The organism is Pseudomonas sp. MSSRFD41 (assembly GCF_014230245.1).
GTDB lineage: Bacteria > Pseudomonadota > Gammaproteobacteria > Pseudomonadales > Pseudomonadaceae > Aquipseudomonas > Aquipseudomonas piscis.
The window spans coordinates 1-19,706 of record NZ_JACKZK010000030.1 but is presented as its reverse complement, the minus strand read 5'-3'; the positions used below and the strand labels follow the sequence as shown (position 1 = coordinate 19,706).

Sequence of the window (19,706 nt, the reverse complement as noted above, 5' to 3'; positions counted from 1 at the left end):
CCATGGGCGCAAGCATTCTCACTGCGCGGAACCTTAGCAAAGTGGTTCCCAGCGCGGAAGGCGAGCTGACTATCCTCCACGAGCTCAGCCTGGAGCTCGACCAGGGCGACAGCCTCGCCATCGTCGGCGCCTCGGGCTCCGGCAAGTCCACCCTGCTCGGCCTGCTCGCGGGACTCGACCTGCCCAGTAGCGGCGAGGTCATCCTCGCCGGCCAGAGCCTCGGCCAGCTGGATGAAGATCAGCGGGCCCGTGTCAGGGCCGAGCATGTGGGCTTCGTGTTCCAGTCCTTCCAACTGCTCGACAGCCTCAACGCCCTGGAGAACGTCATGCTGCCCATGGAGCTGGATGGCCGCCGCGATGCCCGCGAACGCGCCACCGAGCTACTGCGCCGGGTCGGCCTCGACCAACGCCTGAGTCACTCGCCGCGCCAACTGTCAGGCGGAGAACAACAACGCGTGGCCATTGCCCGGGCATTCGCCGCCGAGCCTGACGTGCTGTTCGCCGACGAACCCACCGGCAACCTCGATAGCCATACCGGAGAGCGTATCAGCGACCTGCTGTTCGAACTCAACAGGGAAAGCGGTACCACCCTGGTGCTGGTGACCCATGATGAGCGCCTGGCCCACCGTTGCCAGCGCCTGATCCGTCTCGAAGCGGGCTCGCTGGTCGCCCCCCTGGAGCCTTGATGGCACGTCTGTCCCTGTTGCGAGTCTTCAGCCTGTCCCTGCGCCAATTGCTACGTGATGCCCGGGCCGGTGAGCTGCGGGTCCTGTTCTTCGCCTTGCTGGTGGCCGTTGCGGCGAGCACGGCCATCGGCTATTTCGGCGCGCGCCTGAACGGGGCGATGCAGTTGCGGGCCACCGAATTCCTCGGCGCCGACCTGTTGCTCGAAGGCAGCTCGCCGGCCCGCCCGCAACAGATCGACAGCGGGCGCGCCCTGGGCCTGGAACACGCCAGCATCGTCGAGTTTTCCAGTGTCATCGCCACGGACGACGGTATCCAACTGTCGAGCATCAAGGCCGTGGACAGCGCCTACCCGTTGCGCGGCCAGCTCAAGAGCGCCGAAGCCCCCTATGCCAGCGAGATACCTGGTGGGACTCCCGGGCCCGGCGAAGCCTGGGTCGAGCCGCGGTTGCTGGCCGCACTGGACTTGAAGATCGGCGACAGCATCGACGTCGGCAGCAAGACCCTGCGCCTGACCCGGGTCCTGACCTACGAGCCGGATCGCGCTGGCAACTTCTATAGCCTGACGCCTCGGGTGCTGATCAACCTGGATGACCTGCAGGCCACCGGCGTGGTCCAGCCCGGCAGCCGGGTCAGCTACAAGGAACTCTGGCGCGGCCTCGCACCGGCCCTGGAGGCTTACCGCCAGCAGGTCAAGCCGGGGCTTCAAGCCAACCAGCGCCTGCAGGATGCACGCGATGGCAACCAGCAGATCGGCGGCGCACTGGGCAAGGCCGAGCGTTACCTGAACATGGCCAGCCTGGTGGCGGTACTGCTCTCGGGAGTCGCGGTGGCGCTATCGGCCAACCGATTCGCTGCGCGCCGTTTCGATGCCAGCGCCCTGTTACGTTGCCTGGGGCTGTCGCGCCGGGAAACCCTGTTGTTGTTCACGACCCAATTGGTGTTGCTCGGCCTGCTGGCCAGCCTCAGTGGCGCATTGCTGGGCTGGCTGGCACAGCTGGTGTTGTTCTACCTGCTGCACGGACTACTACCTGCCGATGTTCCGCCGGGAGGCCTGCTGCCGGCCATTGCCGGCATCGGTACCGGACTGGTGGCCCTGGCCGGCTTCGCCTTGCCGCCCCTGGCCGCGCTGGGTCGCGTGCCGCCCTTGCGGGTCCTGCGTCGCGACCTGCTGCCAATCCCACCCAGCACTTGGTTGATCTATAGCGTCGCGCTGCTGGCCCTGGGCCTGATCATGTGGCGCTTGAGCCTGGATCTGATCCTGACCTTCGCCCTGCTGGGTGGCGGCCTGGTCGCCGCGCTGGCCCTGGGCGGCCTGCTACTGCTGGCGCTGCAGAGCTTACGCCGGTTGCTGGCTCGCTCCTCCCTGCCTTGGCGCCTGGGCCTGGGCCAGTTGCTGCGCCATCCCCTGGCCGCCGCCGGGCAATCCATGGCGTTCGGCCTGATCCTGCTGTCCATGGCGCTGATCGCCCTGTTGCGGGCAGAACTGCTGGACACCTGGCAAAACCAATTGCCGAAAAACGCCCCCAACTACTTCGCCCTGAACATCCTGCCAGCCGACAAGCAGGCCTTCACCGACCGCCTGGTGCAGTTGTCCGCCCCATCGGCGCCCCTGTACCCGGTGGTCCCCGGACGCCTGGTGAGCATCAATGGCGAAGCGGTGCAGCAGATCGTCACCAAGGAATCCAGCGGCGATCGTGCGGTGCAACGCGACCTGAGCCTGACCTGGTCTGCCGAGTTGCCGGCGGGCAACCAAATTACCGCTGGAAACTGGTGGTCGTCCTCGCCCCAGGCGAATGAGGCGCTGCCTGGCGTATCGGTGGAGGCCAAGGTGGCCGAGAGCCTGAAACTGAAACTGGGGGACCAGTTGACCTTCACCGTTGCCGGTGTGAACCGGCAAGCCCGGGTCACCAGCTTGCGCAGCGTCAACTGGGACAACTTCCAGCCGAACTTCTTCATGATCTTCCAGCCTGGAACCCTCAAGGACCTGCCGGCAACCTACCTCACCAGCTTCTACCTGAGCCCCGGGCACGACCCGCAAGTGGTGGAGCTGTCCAGGGCCTTCCCGGCCGTGACCATTCTCCAGATCGAGGCCTTGCTGGAGCAATTGCGCAGCATCCTGGCCCAGGTCACCTTGGCGGTGGAGTACGTGCTGCTGTTCGTACTTGCGGCAGGAATGGCGGTGCTGCTGTCCGGTTTGCAAGCCACCCTCGACGAACGCCTGCGCCAAGGTGCACTGCTGCGAGCCTTGGGTGCCGAACGACGGCTGCTGGTCAAGGCACGACGGATCGAGTTCGGCCTGCTCGGGGCCATGAGCGGCCTGTTGGCCGCGCTGGGTTGCGAACTGGTCAGCCTGGTGCTCTACCGCTTCGCCTTCGACCTGCCCTGGCACCCGCACCCCTGGCTGTTATTGCTACCACTGGCTGGTGCGGTGCTAGTGGGGACGGCCGGGGTGTTCGGTACCCGGCGAGCGCTCAACGCCAGCCCGTTGAGCGTTCTGCGCGAGGGGTAAGCGCTCGCCACCGCGGTGGCGAGCCTACTTCTGGTAGTCGATCTGGTTGATCCACCAGCAGGTCTCGCCCGCCGGGGTCACGACGATGGCCTCATCCCCCACTTCCTTTTTCAGCAGGGCCCGGGCCATGGGCGAATCAATGGAAATGTAGTCCTTGCGCTGGTAGATCTCGTCATAACCCACGATACGAAAACGCTTGATTTCCGCTGCTTCGTTCTCGACTTCGACCCAGGCGCCGAAGAACACCCGGCCCTCCTGCTCCGGCGCATAGGCCACTACTCGCATGTCCTCCAGGCGCTTGCGTATGTAGCGCACCCGGCGATCGATTTCCCGCAATAGCTTCTTGTTGTACTGGTAGTCGGCGTTCTCACTCCGATCACCCAACGAAGCCGCCCAGGTGACCTTCTGGGTGATTTCCGGGCGATGTTCCCGCCACAGGTAGTCCAGCTCCTGTTTGAGAGCCTCGTAACCTTCTTGCGTGATGAGCTTGGTACTCAATTGACTTGTCATCTCCCAGCCCGGTGAGGCTGTACCGTTGTTTGAATGAAGCGCAAGGCACGGCCACCACGGAGCATCGCCGCACCGCCACTGCCGCTCTCTACAACTATCAGATTTATCCGATTTATATCTAAGAAAAATCGGCCAATCATCCGGCCAAGAAGGTAAAGCGTACAACCATAAGGCGCCTTTCTCAGCGGCGAATTCAGTATCCCCGCCTCGCTCGCCAGCTCCAGGCCTACGCACCAAGGAGTCCGTTAGGCGCCTCTCGACCCGCCGAAAATCAAAGGGAGCTACCGATGGCCAGCATCATCATCGTCGATGACCATCCACTGATCCGCCTGGCCCTCAGGTCAGAGCTGGAAGCCCGGCAGTACACCATAGTCGGCGAAACCGACAATGGCGCAGACGCCGTGCAACTGGTACGCCAACACAACCCGGACCTACTGATCCTCGACCTGGGCATTCCCAACCTGGACGGATTTTCGGTCATCGATCACATCAGGTGCATCCAGCGACCACTCAAGATCCTGGTGGTCACCGCCAGCGAGTCGAGGAACTACGCCTTGCGCTGCCTGCAGGCCGGAGCCATGGGCTTCCTGAGCAAGACCGAAAACCTCCACGAACTGGGCCATGCGGTCAAAGCCATCTTATCCGGCTATATCTTCTTCCCCGATGACACCCTCAACCTCATGCAGCAAAACAGCCGGGCCACCGACCAGGAGAGCGTGCTGATTTCCCGTCTCAGCGACCGCGAGATCACGGTACTGAAGCTACTGGCCAATGGGCTGAATAACCAACAGATCGCCGATAACCTGTTGATCAGCCACAAGACCGTCAGTACTTACAAGATCCGGCTGTTCAAGCACTTCCATATTTCCAACCTGGTAGCCCTGGCCGAGTTGGCGAAGCGCAATTCGGTGGTATGAATGGCTGCTCGCCAGGCGAACAGGATCCATCGCCGGTGAGCCTCTGGCATCGCTGGCCGATACGGGTTCAAGCTGGGGAGCAGGCGCTCAACGACGAACGATCAACCCTTGCCGGGCGACGCGGGTCAGTTGCTTGATGACCTCAGCGGCGTCCTGCGCCTGGGGAGCGGGGATGACCGCCAAGTCGAAACTGTCACTGGCAAAGCGTGCCAGGGACTCACCATCCTCGACAAACTGGATCAGGAACGCCGCCGGTCCCGTGGAACGCCGGGGCCAGCCACCGAGATAACGCAACAAGGTAGGTTGGTGCTGGCCGCTGAGGAGGATTTTCGGGTTGCGCGGGGAAAGACTCGCCGTGATTGGCGCTAGACGTACAAGGGGGCGTGGTGCATTCATCGTATCGTGTCTCTGCCTCAAGTTTCTGCCGGGCAGGTGAGAGGCAACACCGAACCAGCGCTTTAGCGGTACTTCGAAGCCGGACTGGCTTCTGGCAGCAAGCTTTCGGCTTACCTGGCGCCCCGCAAGTAGCTGTTTAAATCGGCGCATGGGCAGCATCCTAGAGAAGCCGGCCAGTCAGTGTCAAGATTCCAGCAAGACGAAAAAAGGCCTGCATCGGCAGGCCCTTGGAACAAACTTGCAAGCGCTTGATCCGGGACAATCGCAGCTGCTGCGCCTACCCGGATCGACTGCCCGGATCACTTGGCGATGGTCGCATCCAGCGACAGCTTGCCGGCCCCTTCGATCAGCACGGCCAGGGTACCGCCGAGCAGCGCCAGGGCGAATTCATAGCCGTTGTTGGCCATGAACAAGCCATTGCTGATATGCACCGAGAAGATCGCCACCAGCAGGGTGAAGGTCAGGCCCAGGGCCGCAGGACGAGCCAGCAAACCGATGACCAGCGCCAGGCCGGCGAAGAACTCGGTACCACCCGACAGCAAGGCCATCAGGTAACCCGGGGCCAGGCCGATGCTTTCCATCCACTGGGCGGTACCCGCCAGGCCACCACCGCCGAACCAACCGAAGAGTTTCTGCGAACCGTGGGCCGCAAAGATGATGCCGACAAGGATGCGCACGACAGTCAGGCCATAACCTGCGCGGGTTCCCAGTACGTTCTTGATCAAAGTGCTCATGCTGTGTGTCCTGTGTAAGGGGGGGGAAGTTGGTCGCCATATTAATCAGTTTTTATCATGTTAAAAGCGGAATTATTCCGACATAACAATCAAATTTTTAGATTATTTGCGCGATGCAACTTTTCGCTCCCGAGGCTCCAGGGAGTCCCGCTCGCGGTCGAAGGCCAGATAGTATTTGTTGACACTATTAACATAGCTGACCGCCCCCATCCCCACCTGCTCCATGGCGATGCGCTCCACCTGGAAGAACCACTGGTTCGGGTTCAACCCCCGGCGTCTGGCCTCGGTGCGCATGCCCTGGACCCGCTCGGGCCCCATGTTGTAGGCCGCCAGGATAAACGCCATCCGCTCGCGCTCATTGAGCTTGGGGCTGGCGAAGAATTTACGGCGGATCATGGCCAGGTACCTGGCTCCGGCCTGCACATTGCTATCCACGGATTGAATATTGCTCACGCCCACCCGCTGCGCCGCCGACGGTGTGATCTGCATCAGTCCGGTAGGACCGCCGCCACTCCTGGCACTGGGCTGAAGCGCCGACTCCTTGAACGCCAGGGCTGCCAGGTTCAACCAATCCATGCCCTGTTCCCCGGCATGCTTCTGCAGCACTGGCCGCAGCTTCTCCAGGCGCTGGCGATCAGCCCGGGCCAGGGGGTAATGCACCTGGTACTGGCGGCGGTAGATACGCAGGAAAGCTGCATCCTGGTCCGCCGGCGTCTTGTAGGTCTTGAGGAACCGATCGATGCTCGCCCGCAACATCGAGGCGTCACGCCGGACGAACCAGTGTTCTTCCCCGGGCTCGCTGATCTTCAGCTGCCGGTCCAGGCGCAACTTGCCGAGGATCTTGCTCCAGCGCTCGGCAATCGGCTGCTCGACTATGGTCAGGTGGAAGATGCCGCCCTGGACCATTTCCAGCACATCCTCCACCGCCAGGCTGGGATCGACCCACTCGACCTTGATCGGTGCCAGCTTGCGCAGGGCCAGCTTCTGGTTGATCTGGCTCACCGCCTCGCCGGCGGCGCTACCGGTGGTGAGGGTCAGGGTCTTGCCGGACAGTTGCTCGACCCGCGTATAACGCCGCTCTCCCTTGACTCCCACTAGCAGCAACGGAACGTTACTGGCGATCGGATCACTGGAGCTGACCGCATGCCCGGGCGGGGCCTCCAGCAACTCCCCAGGGGCCACCAGATCCCCTTCTCCGCGCTGCAAGGCGCCCAATAGCTGGTCCTTGGCCTTGGGGATGATCTTCAGGCTGATTTCCTGGCCATCGCGGGCATGGCCATTGAGGTACTGCTCGAAAGCCCGCAGGCGATGGTACTCGACCCCGATGGACTGGCCCTGGACTTCACCGGAGCTGTTGCGGCTCTGGTTGACCAGCACCCGCAACAGCCGACTGCTACGAATTTCCGCCAGGTCGCGGACCTTGCCCTTGGCCTGGACTTCCGGAGGCCCGGCCAGGCGCGCCACCGCCGGCAACGGCAGGAACAGGGTCAGGCACAGAGCGAGCAAGATCGAGGGTCGGGTCATCCGTTCTCCGCATGGATTACTGTTCAACCCTTGGTCGCTTTTCCAGGGTTGATCGCCAGAAACTAAGCGCCGTGGGCGCTGGCAAGGTGCGAAAGACAGCTGAAATGGCCGGTGCGAGCGCTGGGCCATTGCTGTTTGCGACAGCAAGAGACAGCTTCAACTCGTTGTAGTTCTTGGTTTTTCTTATTAAATCCAGAGCTCTGATATGCTTTCCGGCCGCAGGCGGAGATAGCACCATGCAACTCATCGATATCGGCGTCAACCTGACCAATCCCTGTTTTTCCGAAAAACGCCAAGCGGTTCTCGATCGAGCTTATGAAGCCGGTGTCTGCCAGTTGATCGTGACCGGAACCAGCATCGAGGGCAGCGAACAGGCCCTGGACCTGTGCCAACAACTGGACCCCGAGGGCCAGAGGCTATTTGCCACTGCCGGCCTGCACCCCCATAGCGCCAGCGACTGGAACCCCGACAGCGCCCGGCACCTGCGGGCCCTGCTGGGCGAACCGCGGATAAGGGCGGTGGGCGAATGCGGCCTGGACTTCAACCGGGATTTCTCGCCTCGCCCGCAGCAGGAAAAAGTCCTGGAAGAACACCTGGCCCTGGCGGCCGAGTTGCAACTGCCGGTGTTCCTCCACGAACGCGATGCCAACGAGCGCCTATTGGCTATCCTGAAAGACTTTCGGGACCGTTTGCCGGCAGCCGTGGTGCATTGTTTTACCGGTGAGCAGCGGGCGCTGTTCAGCTATCTCGACCTGGACCTGCATATCGGCATCACCGGCTGGATCTGCGATGAGCGCCGCGGTACCCATCTGCATCCGCTGGTGCGGGAGATTCCCCGGGGCCGCCTGATGCTGGAGAGCGATGCGCCGTACCTGTTGCCACGCAGCCTGCGGCCGAAACCGAAGAACGGCCAGAATGAACCAGCCTACCTGACCGAGGTGCTGCGCGAAGTGGCCTTGCACCGCCAGGAAACACCGGAGGACCTGGCTCGCCATAGCACGGCCTGCGCCCGGGCGTTTTTTGGCCTGACAGAAATTGCTTGATGCATATCAAGATTTTTCTTAACGCATAACGGCACACTAATGGCACCTTGCCAATACTATTCCGCTCAATCAGAGAAGACCTTCTATGGGTGCCTGGCTTAGCAATATCTCGCTGAAATACAAATTCTGGGCGGTCAACGCGGTCGCCTTCGTCACCACCTTGTTATTAGTGCTGTACGCCGTGCAACTGGAACAACAGGCCCGCAGCCAGAGTGCCCAGGCCGCTGCCCAGGCCCAGGCGCGTTTGCTCGATGCCTGGCCTACCGGAAAACCACTGCCCAGTGACGAAAACCTGGTGTATTTCACCCGGGGCCAGACTCCAGCCGTGAACGAGCAGCAGCTCCCGGAGTTGAATGGCGCCAGCGGCTGGGTCGAACTCAACCACCTGCCGCTATTGGGCGATAACCCACTATTGGGCGCTGAGGTCATAGGCCGCGCCGATGGCCAGCAAGTCGCCGTGCTGGCCCATGCTCCCAGCTTCGCCCAGGTCTTCGGCGACCGCTTTACCAACTATGCGGTCGCCGTGTTCATCCTGATGTTCGCCATGCTCTGCGCTTCGCAGTTGCTGATCCGCTTTCTGCTCAGCCAGCTCAACACCCTCAAGGACGTGATGCTGCACGTTGAAAAGACCGGCGATTTGTCCGCCCGGGTACCGCTGTCCTGCAAGGATGAAGTGGGCCAGATGGCCACCGCCTTCAACGCCATGCAGGCCGGCTACCAGCGAGTGGTGAACACTGTGGCCAATACCGCGCGCCAGCTTGACCAGGGTGCCGCGCGCCTGGCATCGAGCATGAACGACGTGCGTCACGGCATGCTCGGTCAGCAAAGCGAGACCGACCAGGCGGCGACGGCAATCAATGAAATGTCCGCCACCGTCTACCACATCGCCCAGCATGCCGGGGCGACCCGGGACCTGTCGCAAACCGCCGATGCCCTGGCCGGTTCCGGACATGAGGTGGTGGGCCGGGTGCAGAAGTCCATCGCCGGGCTGTCCAACGGCGTACAACAGACCGCCGAGATGATCCAGAAGCTGGCCGAGGACAGCCAGAAAATCAATGGCGTGGTCAACGTTATCCACAGCATCGCCGAACAGACCAACCTGCTGGCGCTCAACGCCGCCATCGAGGCCGCTCGGGCTGGCGAGATGGGCCGCGGCTTCGCCGTGGTGGCCGACGAAGTACGTAACCTGGCCAAACGCGTGCAGACCTCCACCGATGAAATCACTAGCATGGTCTCCGCCCTGCAGGCAGGCACTCGCGATGCCGTGGACTTCATGCAGGAAAGCTCGTTCAAGGCCGATGACTGCGTGCAGCAGGCCCAGGAGGCCGGCGAAGCCCTGGCGGAAATCACCGGTGCCGTGGCGCAGATGCGCGAAAGCAATACCCAGATCGCCGTCGCGGCGGAACAGCAGAGCCAAGTGGCCGAAGAAATGAACCGAGCGGTGGTGAGCATTCGCGACGTTACCGAAAACACCGTGCAGCAAACCGTGGCCTCCGCCACGACCAGCAGCGAGCTGGCCACCCTGGCCGGCGAACTGAGCAAGGCCATCGGCCAGCTCAAGCTCTGACAAGACCTGCCAAAGGGGGCGAGCTGCTCGCCCCGCCTCCACACTTGCGCTATCGAGACGATAGCCAGCCTTGATTCGTCGCCGTGCTGCTCGCGCCCTATCCTTGGTCCATGAGTTTCCAGACACTAAGGATGAGCATCATGGGCCAACGCCACCCCAACCTCCCCGCCTGGCAATGGCGGGTCTACCCCAACAGCCACCAGCATCCGACCAACCTGGTGCTGCACCTGATCGCCGTGCCATTGTTCATCGTCGGTTTCCTGCTGATTGCCTCGGGAGTGTTTTCCCTGAGCCTGTTGAGCCTGGCCATCGGCGCGATCGGCATCCTTGCGGCCCTGGGCCTGCAACGCCACGGCCATAGCCTCGAGGCCAAGGCCAGCGAGCCTTTCACCGATCGCCAGGACGCAGTCCAGCGCTTGCTGGTGGAGCAGTTCGTGACCTTTCCCCGCTTCGTCCTGAGCGGTGCCTGGTGGCGTGCCTGGTTGCAACGCCACCGGCACTGACGGCCTCTGGGGCTCAGCCGAAGATGGTCACCGTCTGCCGGCTCAGGGCGACCAGCCGCCCATCGGCACTCCACAGTGCGGCAGCGGCATGCCCATAGCCGTCGCGGGCATGCTCGATCTCCACCCGGTACTTGCACCAGTCCAGGGTATCCAGCTCCAGCAGCGGCTGGACGAACTCGATGGTCCAGGTCAGGGTGCTGCCGGCGGCGGGCTTGGTCAGGTGCGGCAACAACGCCGGCGGCCAGGCATCCACCAGGGCCAGGATGTGCGCTTCGGTCACCGGTTCTTCCTTGACGTCGCCCCGCAGGCGCACCCAGCCCCCCATGTCCCGTGAGCGATTGCCGGTGAACGGCATGCCGCCGATGCTCCAGCGCATCGCCAGGTGGCGCATGAATTCCGGGGTCACGCCCGGGATATAGGGCAGCTCCTGGCAATCGTCCCAGTGCTTCATTTCAGGTGCCGGCAAGGCCTCGACACTCACCACCGACTGCCGCGAGGCGCCGAAGCTGCCCTGCACCAGCGTCACGACCTGGCCTTCCTGCATCACCCGTCCCAGGACCTGGCTGACCGCCTTGCCCTCGCGCAGCACATCCACTTCGAAACTCACCGGCACTTCGGGAGCCACCGGACCGACGAAGGTCACCGCCAGGGATCGTACCGGACGGTCCGCCGGAACCTTGGCGCGCATCGCCTCGTACTGCAGGGCCACCACCAGACCGCCGAAGCTGGCCCGCCCCTGGGCCCATTGCGCCGGAATGCTCAGGGCCTCGGGCTGTTTGCGAACCGCTTCGAGCAAATCATAGAAACGCATGAAAACCTCTACGGGAAATGTATGAACCCAGGGATCTTAACCAGCGAGCCAGGGCTCTACAGCAACTATTCCGGCCAAAGCAGCGGACAGAAAGGCCGCTGGCCGGCACTCAATGGCCAAAGCAATCACCGTACAGCTTGTCCAGCATGCGGTCGGCTCGCGCCTCGGCCTTGAGCATGGTACGCCGCCAGGTGGCCACGCAAGGCAGCAGGTCCGGCTGCTGCTCGGCCTGGGCCAGCCATTGCCAACAGTCATGCCAATCACCCAGCGCCGCCTGGGCGGCCTTGAGCCGCTTGATGGCCGGGCCAGGCAAACGGTCCAGTTCAGGATAGGACTCGGCGGCATAACGCACCCGCTTGATCAGCAAGCGCAGGCGATGGCGGTCGTGGGCCGGATCCTCCAGTGCCTGGCCCAGGGCCTGCCATTGCTTGCCCAGGCGCCTCTCGATGCGCGGGCGCAAGCCTTCCAGCAACTCCTGGCGCTGGGCGGCCCTGAGAAATCGCGGGAATGCATCCAGCACCATGGCCAGGCGCGCCAGTTCAGGCCCCGCGGCCACGGCGGGATACTCCTGGGCCAGCAGCACGGTGCGGCGGTCGCCGGCGGCATGCTGGCCATGCTGATGCAGGTAGGCCGCCAGGACTTCGCGATCCCGGATCGGCGTGGTCACGCGCCCCACTTGCGCACCGGCCTGTTCCAGCTGCTCGACTCCCGGCAGGCCGCGCAACGGCCGCAACAGGCTGCGCAAGCGCCGTACCCCGACACGCAGGTCATGCAGCGCCTCGGCGTCCGTAGCGGCCGCCAGGCGCGCCTGGCAGGCCAGCAAGTTCACGTCCAGGCTCAGGATCCGAGCCACCAATCGATCAACCAGGGCAGACATCAAGGATTCCCCAACACAACTCAACCAACCCGGTGCCGGCTCGTCCGGCCCCGGAATGAAATCGCGGGCCGGTGACCGGCATTACGTCCGGCCAGCGGCCCGCGATCTTCGATTTTGCCGGCTTAGCGTAGCGCTTGTCGCCTTTCAACGCCCGGCACGTGATTCGCGAATATAGAAACGCGCCTTCTCGGCCTTGTTGGTGCAACCTTCGAAGGCCTCGAACTGCTGCTGGGTCTTGGCGCCCGTCAGCAGCGACAGCGCCTTGGAGTAGCTCACGGTGCCGGCGAAACCCTCGGCCTTGGCCAGGTCCAGTTCACGCCAGGCGGCATCCAGCTGGGTACCGCAGCTGTCACGGTAGGCGGTCTTGCCTGCGCAACCGCTCAGAACCAATGCAATCAGGGGCAAGCAGATCCAGGCTTTCATCAATGACACCTCAAGAAGGGGAATACAGTCGTACGGGGTAAGACGGTGGCGGTGAAGAAAAGTGCCAAGGCCACCTCCAGGAAAATATAGCCGCAGGCGCCGTGGCGCGAGGCTCGACACCGATCCGTGAGGCCGCGTCGAGCCGCATTGCCGGGCCAGCCGCGATTGAACCTCGGGGCGCTAAGGGTGCATTGTGGCAGCCTGCTTGGCGAAAGGACGAATCATGAACAAACGTGTCGCATTGGTCCTCGGTTCGGGAGGTGCCCGCGGGTACGCCCATATCGGAGTCATCGAGGAGATCGAAAAACGCGGTTACGAGATTGCCTGCATCGCCGGTTGCTCCATGGGTGCGGTGGTCGGTGGCATCTATGCGGCGGGTAAACTCGACCAGTACCGGGAATGGATCGAGAGCCTGGATTATCTGGATGTGCTGCGCCTGGTGGACGTGAGCTTCCGCCTGGGGGCGATTCGCGGCGAGAAGGTCTTCGGCCAGATTCGCAAGATCGTCGGCGACGTCAACATCGAAGACCTGCGCATCCCCTACACCGCGGTGGCGACCGACCTGACCAACCAACAGGAGATCTGGTTCCAGGAAGGTTGCCTGCACCAGGCCATGCGCGCCTCGGCGGCCATCCCCAGCCTGTTCACCCCGGTGATGCAAGGCAATCGCATGCTGGTGGACGGCGGCCTGCTCAACCCGCTGCCGATCGTTCCGGTGGTGTCCAGCCATTGCGACCTGATCATTGCGGTCAACCTCAATTCCACCAACCAGCGGCACTATCAGTTGCCGGTGATCCAGCGCCCGCCGGCCTTCAAGAGCCGCTTCGACAGCCTGATCAACTCGTTGGGCTCGCGCCTGCCATTCCGGCGCAAGCAGGCCGAGCAACTGTTGCTGCTGGAACAGGAGGCGTTCAAGAGCGATGCGGCACAGATCAATCCCTGGGTCGAAGGCGCCGAACCTGAGTCCCAGCAACCGGCCGCGGCCCCGGAAACCGACGGCGCTCCCAGGTCGGCCAGCGGCTCGTTCATCGTCGATAACGTCGGCCCCGCTTCGCTGCTGGACCTGGTCAACCAGAGCTTCGAGGTCATGCAGACGTCCCTGGCCCAATACAAGATCGCCGGCTACCCGCCGGATATCCTGATCAACGTACCCAAGCGGGTGTGTCGCTTCTTCGAGTTCTACAAGGCGCCGGAACTGATCGCCCTGGGTCGGGAAATCGCCAGCGACACCCTCGACCGCCACGAACAGGAGCAGCTCTAGCTCAAGCCTCGCCCGCCAACAGGCGATAACCGACCCCCGCCTCGGTGACGATGAAGCGCGGCCGGGTCGGGTCGTCTGCCAGTTTCTGGCGCAGGTGCCCGACCACGATCCGCAGGTAATGGCTGTCCTCGGTATGGGTCGGCCCCCAGATGTCCTTGAGCAGTTGTTGCTGGGTGATCACCCGGCCCGGGTGGCGGGCCAGCTGGGCCAGCACTGCATACTCCTTGCGTGTCAGGGCCACTTCCACGCCGTCGAGCAACACCCGGCGGTACGCCAGGTCGACCGTCAGGGAGCCCACCTGCAACGCCGCCTCCTGGACTTCTCCCGACGGTGCCTGGCGCAACAAGGCGCGTATGCGAGCCAGGAACTCCTGGATGCCGAACGGCTTGGTGACATAGTCGTTGGCCCCACCGTCCAGGGCTTCGACCTTCTGCAATTCGCTGGCCCGCACCGAGAGCACCAGCACCGGCACCGCCGACCACTCGCGAAATTCGCGCAGTACCTGATGGCCATCCATGTCCGGCAACCCCAGGTCGAGCACCAGCAGGTCCGGCTTGCTCAGCGCCGCCTGGGCCAGGCCCTCGGTGCCGGTGCCGGCTTCAATCACTTTGTATCCTTGGGACGCCAGGCTGATGCGCAGGAATTTGCGAATCTGCGGCTCGTCGTCGATGACCAGGATGGTCGCGGTCTGGCTCATGGGTTCAGTTCAAGACAAATAAGAGACAAGAGAGTAGCGCAACGCCAATCTCCTCCAGAGGGCTTTTGCAGGAGTCCTCGCCCCTGCTGACAAGCGTTTCACAGCTCGCCCTCGAGTTCCGGCTGGGCCTGTAACGGCAAGAACAGGGTGATGCAGGTGCCCCGGCCGTCGATGCCATCGGCGACACTGATGTGCCCGCCATGGGCCCCCACCATGCCCTTGCAGATCGCCAACCCCAGGCCCGTGCCCTGGCCGCCCCGATCGCCCCTGGCGGCGGTGTAGAACATGTCGAAGATCTTCGCCCGCTCCTCCTCGGGAATACCCGGGCCCTCGTCGCTCACGGCGAAACTCAGTTCCTGCTCGTCGGCGCGAACCGCCAGGTGCAGGCGGCCATGGACCGGGGAAAAACGCGCCGCATTCTCCAGCACATTGACCAGGGCCTGTTCGATCAGCGCCGCGTGCACATACAGCAGCGGCAGATCCCGGGGCAACTGCGTGCTGACCCGCAGCGGCGCCAGCACCACGCGCAGGCGATTGAGCGCGCTGCCGACGATATCCGCCGGGGTGACCCAGTCGCGGGCCAGCTTCAAGGCACCATGGCCCAGGCGGGTCATGTCCAGCAGGTTCTGGATGTACCGATCCAGGCGCTCGGCCTCATCCCGGGTGCCCTCCAGCAATTCCCGGCGATCCTCCAGGGGAATCGCCTCGCCCAAGGCCAGCAGGCTGTCGATGCTGCCGCGCATCGACGTCAGCGGAGTGCGCAAGTCGTGGGACACCGAAGCCAGCAAGGCGCTGCGCAGTTGCTCGGTTTCGCCGTGCAAGCGCGCTGCCTCCAAGTCCTCGGCCAGGCGCGCCCGGGCCAGGGCCTGGGCCAGCGGCTGGCTGAGCGCGGTGAGCAAACGTCGGCGTTGATCACTGAAGACCGCGCCCTCCCTGGGGCATACCCCCAACAAGCCCAAGGGGCCGTCATCCACTGACAGCGGCCACCACCACCAACGGCCAAAAGGCAGGGTCCCGGTGCCCAGGCCCGCAGGTTGATCGTGCTGCCAGGCCCAATCGGCCGCGGCTCGCTCGGCTTCGGAAAGTTGCTGCGTGCCGCCGCTCTCGACCTTCCAGGCACCCTGCTCATCGCGGTTGAACAAACAGATGCGCAACTCCTCGCGCCCGTTCAGGTGCTGGATCGCCGCGCTGATCACCGCCTGCCGGTCGGTGGCGGCCGTGAGCTTGCGCGACAGGTCCAGCAGCTCGCCGGTTTCCTCCTGGGTATCGCGCAGTGCCTGCAATTGCCGGCGCTGGCGGGCCGCGAGATTACCGGTGAGGGCGGCCATCAGCAGGAAGAACAGCAGGGTCAGCACGTCTTCTTCGCGCTGGATGGAAAGGGAGAAATTCGGCGGGATGAACAGGAAGTCGTAGCTCAGGAACGACAGCGCGGCGCAGGCCAGGGCCGGCCCCAGGCTGCTGCGCACCGCCACCAGCAGCACCGCGGCGAGAAACACCAGGGAGATGTTCGGCAGCGCCAGGACGCCGGCCACGCCCCAGGCCAGGGCACTGGCCAACAGCGTCGCCAACAGCGCCAGGGCATAGTCGAACCACATCAGCGGATGCTTGACCCGCAACCTCGGCTGGCTGGGCAATGGCTCGCTGTCCAGGACATTGATTTCCAGGCCATCGGCATTGCGCAACAAACGTGCCGCCAGCCCACCGCCGAACCAGCGCCGGCGCCAGCGACGGCTCGACTGCCCCACCAGCAACAGGCTGGCCCGCCGCTCGGTCGCGTGCTGGATCAGGGTCTTGGCCACCTCGCCCGCCCGCAGCAGGACCACCTCCCCGCCCAGGCGCTCGGCCAGTTGCTGGGCCGCCTGCAAACGCAAGCGCGACTGCTCGTCGCCAAGCCGGCCGTTATCCACATGCACCAGGCTCCAGGGCAGGTGCCGACGCTGCGCAACCCGGCTGGCGTGGCGCACCAGGCGCTCGGCCTGAAGATCACCGTCAATGCCCACCAACAGCCGTCCGCGCACCGCCGGTGCCGCTTGCCCGAGGCGGCGATAGCCCTGGGCCAGGTCGTTGTCCACCTGGGCCGCCGCGGTCTGCATCGCCAACTCGCGCAGGGCCGTGAGGTTGGTCTGGCTGAAGAAGGCATCGATGGCCGCCCGCGCCTGCTCCGGCACATAGACCTTGCCATCGCGCAGGCGCTCCAGCAGCTCCCGGGGCGGCAGGTCCACCAGTTGCAATTCGTAGGCCTCCTGCAGCACCCAGTCGGGCAAGGTCTCGCGGACCTGGACCCCGGTGATGCCGCGCACCTGGTCATTGAGGCTCTCCAGGTGCTGGACGTTGACCGTGGTGAACACGTCGATGCCCGCCGCCAGCAGCTCCTGGATGTCCTGCCAGCGCTTGGCATGGCGGCTGCCCGGGGCGTTGCTGTGGGCCAGTTCATCCACCAGCGCCAGCTTGGGCCGCGCCTTGAGCAGGCCGTCCAGGTCCATCTCCTCGAGCAGCACCCCACGATACTCCGAGCGCAGCAGGGGCTGTTGCGGCAAGCCGCCCAGCAGCGCCTCGGTCTCGGCCCGGCCGTGGGTCTCCACCACCCCGGCCAGGACCTTGACGCCCTGGCGCATCTGGGTGTGGGCGGCCTGGAGCATGGCGTAGGTCTTGCCGACCCCGGGCGCGGCGCCGAGAAAGACCTTGAGCCGGCCACGCCCGTCCCGGGGCAGCTCGGCAAGCAGCGCGTCGGCGCGACCGGAATCACTCATGGGGCATCTCTCTGCGACAAGACAATGGGTTTCAATCGTCACTCCTTGGGGCTCGAGCATCGCAAAAGCCCCTGTCGGGGCTTTTCCAGGCTCGCCAGGTTACAGCCGCTCCAGGGCCAGGTTCAGGGCCAGCACGTTGACCACCGGCGGGCCGATCAGCGGCCGTTCGGTGTGCTCTGCCACCAAGGCTCGTAGCCGGTCGGCTGGCAGGTTGCGTGCCGCTGCAACTCGCGCCAGTTGATAGTCAATCGCCTGCGGTGGCAAGTGCGGATCCAGGCCGCTGCCGGAAGTGGTCAGCAACGCCAGGGGCACCGGGCCCTGCCCAGGCACCAAGAGCTTGTTGGCATCCTCGATCACCCGGGTCGCCAGGGCCGGGTTGCTCGGTGCCAGGTTGCTGGCCCCGCTGGCCACCGTGGCAAAGGCACCTGCGGAGGGGCGCGGGTGAAACCAAGCATCACCGACAAAGTCCTGGGCGATCAGGGCCGAGCCCCGCACCTTGCCGCTGTCATCGCGGACCAGGCTGCCATTGGCCTGGTCCGCGAACGCGACCTGGGCCACTCCAGTGACCACCAGCGGATAGGCCACGCCGGTGATCAGGGTCATCAAGACGATCAGGCTCAAGGCCGGACGCAATACGCTAGACATTTCTCAATCCTCGATGGGTCAATCCCGGCCGCCTACACCAGGTGGGCGGCGGTCAGCAGCAGGTCGATCAGCTTGATCCCGGCAAAAGGCACCAAGATGCCGCCCAGGCCGTAGATCAGCAGGTTGCGCCGCAGCAGGTGGGCGGCACTGGCGGCCTGCACCCGCACACCGCGCAAGGCCAGGGGAATCAGCACCACGATGATCAGCGCGTTGAACACGATCGCCGAGAGAATCGCGCTCTGCGGGCTGGTCAGGTGCATGATGTTGAGTACGCCCAGTTGTGGATAAATCGCCGCGAACAAGGCCGGCAGGATGGCGAAGTACTTGGCCACGTCGTTGGCGATGGAAAAAGTGGTCAGGGCGCCACGGGTCACCAACAGTTCCTTGCCGATCTGCACCACGTCCAGCAGCTTGGTCGGATCGCTGTCCAGGTCGACCATGTTGGCCGCCTCGCGAGCGGCCTGGGTGCCGTCGTTCATGGCCATGCCGACATCGGCCTGGGCCAGGGCCGGAGCATCGTTGGCGCCGTCGCCGCACATGGCCACCAGGCGTCCGTCGTTCTGCTCGTGGCGGATGCGCGCCAGCTTCTTCTCCGGCGTGGCTTCGGCCAGCACATCGTCGACCCCGGCTTCGGCGGCGATGGCAGCGGCGGTCAGAGGGTTGTCGCCGGTGACCATCACGGTACGGATCCCCAACTTGCGCAACTCGGCGAAACGCTCGCGGATACCGGGCTTGACCACGTCCTTGAGGTGAATCGCGCCCAGCAACCGGCCAGCGGCGCAGACCAGCAGCGGAGTGCCGCCGCTCTGGGCGATCTTGCCGATCTCCCGGGCCAGCGCCGGCGCCAGGTCGTCGCGCTTGAGGCCAACGAAATCCAGCACCGAGTCCACTGCTCCCTTGCGGTAGGCCTGGCCACGATAGTCGACCCCGGACAAGCGGGTCTCGGCGCTGAAAGGCACGGCCACCAGCGACTCGCTGCCCGGCTCGGGCTGTGGATAAAGTTCGCGCAGGTATTCGACGATGGACTTGCCTTCAGCCGTGTCGTCGGCCAGGGATGCCAGCAAGGCGGCCTCGGCCATGTCCCCGGCGTTGATGCCCGGGGCCGGGTGGATGGCGCTGCACCGGCGATTGCCGAAGGTGATGGTGCCAGTCTTGTCCAGCATCAACACATGCACGTCCCCGGCGGCTTCCACCGCCCGCCCGGACTTGGCGATGACATTCAGGCGCACCAGGCGGTCCATGCCGGCGATGCCGATGGCCGACAACAGGCCGCCAATGGTGGTCGGGATCAGCGTCACCAGCAGCGCCACCAAAAACACCAGCGGCAAGCTGCCATTGGCGAAATGGGCGAACGGCTGCAGGGTCACCACCACCAGCAGGAAGATCAGGGTCAGGCCGATCAGCAGGATGTCCAGGGCCACCTCATTGGGGGTCTTCTGGCGCTTGGCACCCTCCACCAGGGCGATCATGCGGTCCAGGGTCGACTCCCCGGGATTGCTGGTGATACGCACCAGCAGCCAGTCGGACACCAGGCGGGTGTTACCGGTCACCGCCGAGCGATCGCCACCGGACTCGCGGATCACCGGCGCCGACTCCCCGGTGATCGCCGCTTCGTTGACCGCGGCGATGCCTTCGATCACTTCACCGTCGCCCGGGATCATTTCCCCGGCATCGACCCGTACCACATCGCCTTTGCGCAGGTTGGCCGCTGGCACCAGCTGGAAGCTGCCATCAGCCCCCCGGCGCCGGGCGCTCAGGCCCTCGCTGCCGGCCTTGAGGCTGTCGGCACGGGCCTTGCCACGCCCCTCGGCCAGGGCCTCGGCGAAGTTGGCGAACAACACGGTGAACCACA

18 protein-coding genes are annotated in these 19,706 nt (G+C 64.4%); 7 read left to right on the top strand and 11 right to left on the bottom strand.

What is annotated here, in order from left to right:
• The first annotated feature begins 2 nt into the window (after nt 1-2).
• The gene (locus tag H7A76_RS28505; protein ID WP_185701615.1) at nt 3-686 is read left to right on the top strand and encodes an ABC transporter ATP-binding protein; all 684 of its coding nucleotides are present in this window, start codon (nt 3-5) and stop codon (nt 684-686) included.
• A complete protein-coding gene (locus H7A76_RS28500) occupies nt 686-3,196 on the top strand; it encodes an ABC transporter permease (protein ID WP_185701614.1) in 2,511 nt (836 codons plus the stop codon). The genes H7A76_RS28505 and H7A76_RS28500 overlap by 1 nt, the downstream gene beginning before the upstream one ends.
• Before the next feature lie 24 nt (nt 3,197-3,220).
• Here the strand turns inward: H7A76_RS28500 and greB are convergent, their stop codons facing one another.
• On the bottom strand, nt 3,221-3,694 hold the full coding sequence (greB, locus tag H7A76_RS28495; RefSeq protein WP_185701613.1) for a transcription elongation factor GreB: 474 nt from the start codon (nt 3,692-3,694) through the stop codon (nt 3,221-3,223).
• Nucleotides 3,695-3,993: 299 nt separating this feature from the next.
• Here greB and H7A76_RS28490 point away from each other — a divergent pair, with 299 nt between their 5' ends.
• Complete coding sequence (locus H7A76_RS28490; RefSeq protein WP_185701612.1) at nt 3,994-4,623, top strand: response regulator transcription factor; 630 nt, start codon at nt 3,994-3,996, stop codon at nt 4,621-4,623.
• Nucleotides 4,624-4,710: 87 nt separating this feature from the next.
• Here the strand turns inward: H7A76_RS28490 and H7A76_RS28485 are convergent, their stop codons facing one another.
• The 3 genes from H7A76_RS28485 to H7A76_RS28475 all read right to left on the bottom strand — a co-directional run bounded on the left by H7A76_RS28485 (nt 4,711) and on the right by H7A76_RS28475 (nt 7,277).
• Nucleotides 4,711-5,019, bottom strand: coding sequence for a class I SAM-dependent methyltransferase (locus tag H7A76_RS28485; protein ID WP_185701611.1), 309 nt, complete (start codon nt 5,017-5,019; stop codon nt 4,711-4,713).
• A gap of 299 nt (nt 5,020-5,318) precedes the next feature.
• Nucleotides 5,319-5,753 carry a DoxX family protein gene (locus tag H7A76_RS28480; RefSeq protein ID WP_185701610.1) on the bottom strand — a complete coding sequence of 145 codons (435 nt, stop codon included), beginning with the start codon at nt 5,751-5,753 and terminating at the stop codon, nt 5,319-5,321.
• A gap of 102 nt (nt 5,754-5,855) precedes the next feature.
• Nucleotides 5,856-7,277 (bottom strand): transglycosylase SLT domain-containing protein, encoded by a 1,422-nt coding sequence (locus H7A76_RS28475; protein ID WP_185701609.1) that lies wholly within the window; start codon nt 7,275-7,277, stop codon nt 5,856-5,858.
• Nucleotides 7,278-7,513: 236 nt separating this feature from the next.
• Between H7A76_RS28475 and H7A76_RS28470 the strand changes: the two genes are divergently transcribed.
• The 3 genes from H7A76_RS28470 to H7A76_RS28460 all read left to right on the top strand — a co-directional run bounded on the left by H7A76_RS28470 (nt 7,514) and on the right by H7A76_RS28460 (nt 10,390).
• Nucleotides 7,514-8,320: a TatD family hydrolase gene (locus H7A76_RS28470; protein ID WP_185701608.1), complete on the top strand. Its 807-nt coding sequence runs from the start codon at nt 7,514-7,516 to the stop codon at nt 8,318-8,320.
• Nucleotides 8,321-8,405: 85 nt separating this feature from the next.
• A complete protein-coding gene (locus tag H7A76_RS28465) occupies nt 8,406-9,887 on the top strand; it encodes a methyl-accepting chemotaxis protein (protein WP_185701607.1) in 1,482 nt (493 codons plus the stop codon).
• A gap of 140 nt (nt 9,888-10,027) precedes the next feature.
• Complete coding sequence (locus H7A76_RS28460) at nt 10,028-10,390, top strand: terminase (protein WP_185701606.1); 363 nt, start codon at nt 10,028-10,030, stop codon at nt 10,388-10,390.
• Between the two features lie 13 nt (nt 10,391-10,403).
• On the opposite strand, the gene H7A76_RS28455 is transcribed toward H7A76_RS28460, so the two are convergent.
• The 3 genes from H7A76_RS28455 to H7A76_RS28445 all read right to left on the bottom strand — a co-directional run bounded on the left by H7A76_RS28455 (nt 10,404) and on the right by H7A76_RS28445 (nt 12,501).
• Complete coding sequence (locus H7A76_RS28455; protein WP_185701605.1) at nt 10,404-11,201, bottom strand: acyl-CoA thioesterase II; 798 nt, start codon at nt 11,199-11,201, stop codon at nt 10,404-10,406.
• Between the two features lie 109 nt (nt 11,202-11,310).
• Nucleotides 11,311-12,078, bottom strand: coding sequence for a CHAD domain-containing protein (locus H7A76_RS28450; RefSeq protein ID WP_185701604.1), 768 nt, complete (start codon nt 12,076-12,078; stop codon nt 11,311-11,313).
• A gap of 144 nt (nt 12,079-12,222) precedes the next feature.
• The gene (locus H7A76_RS28445; RefSeq protein WP_058434425.1) at nt 12,223-12,501 is read right to left on the bottom strand and encodes a hypothetical protein; all 279 of its coding nucleotides are present in this window, start codon (nt 12,499-12,501) and stop codon (nt 12,223-12,225) included.
• Between the two features lie 223 nt (nt 12,502-12,724).
• Here H7A76_RS28445 and H7A76_RS28440 point away from each other — a divergent pair, with 223 nt between their 5' ends.
• Entirely contained in the window at nt 12,725-13,762 is a 1,038-nt protein-coding gene (locus tag H7A76_RS28440; RefSeq protein WP_185701603.1) for a patatin-like phospholipase family protein, read from the top strand.
• Nucleotide 13,763: 1 nt separating this feature from the next.
• Here the strand turns inward: H7A76_RS28440 and H7A76_RS28435 are convergent, their stop codons facing one another.
• The 4 genes from H7A76_RS28435 to kdpB all read right to left on the bottom strand — a co-directional run.
• Nucleotides 13,764-14,459 (bottom strand): response regulator, encoded by a 696-nt coding sequence (locus H7A76_RS28435; RefSeq protein WP_185701602.1) that lies wholly within the window; start codon nt 14,457-14,459, stop codon nt 13,764-13,766.
• Between the two features lie 98 nt (nt 14,460-14,557).
• Nucleotides 14,558-17,209, bottom strand: coding sequence for a sensor histidine kinase KdpD (locus H7A76_RS28430; RefSeq protein ID WP_185701601.1), 2,652 nt, complete (start codon nt 17,207-17,209; stop codon nt 14,558-14,560).
• Nucleotides 17,210-17,308: 99 nt separating this feature from the next.
• Nucleotides 17,309-17,854 carry a potassium-transporting ATPase subunit KdpC gene (kdpC, locus tag H7A76_RS28425; RefSeq protein WP_185701600.1) on the bottom strand — a complete coding sequence of 182 codons (546 nt, stop codon included), beginning with the start codon at nt 17,852-17,854 and terminating at the stop codon, nt 17,309-17,311.
• Nucleotides 17,855-17,886: 32 nt separating this feature from the next.
• Nucleotides 17,887-19,706: potassium-transporting ATPase subunit KdpB (kdpB, locus tag H7A76_RS28420; protein ID WP_185701599.1), on the bottom strand; the 1,820-nt coding region annotated here is incomplete at its 5' end.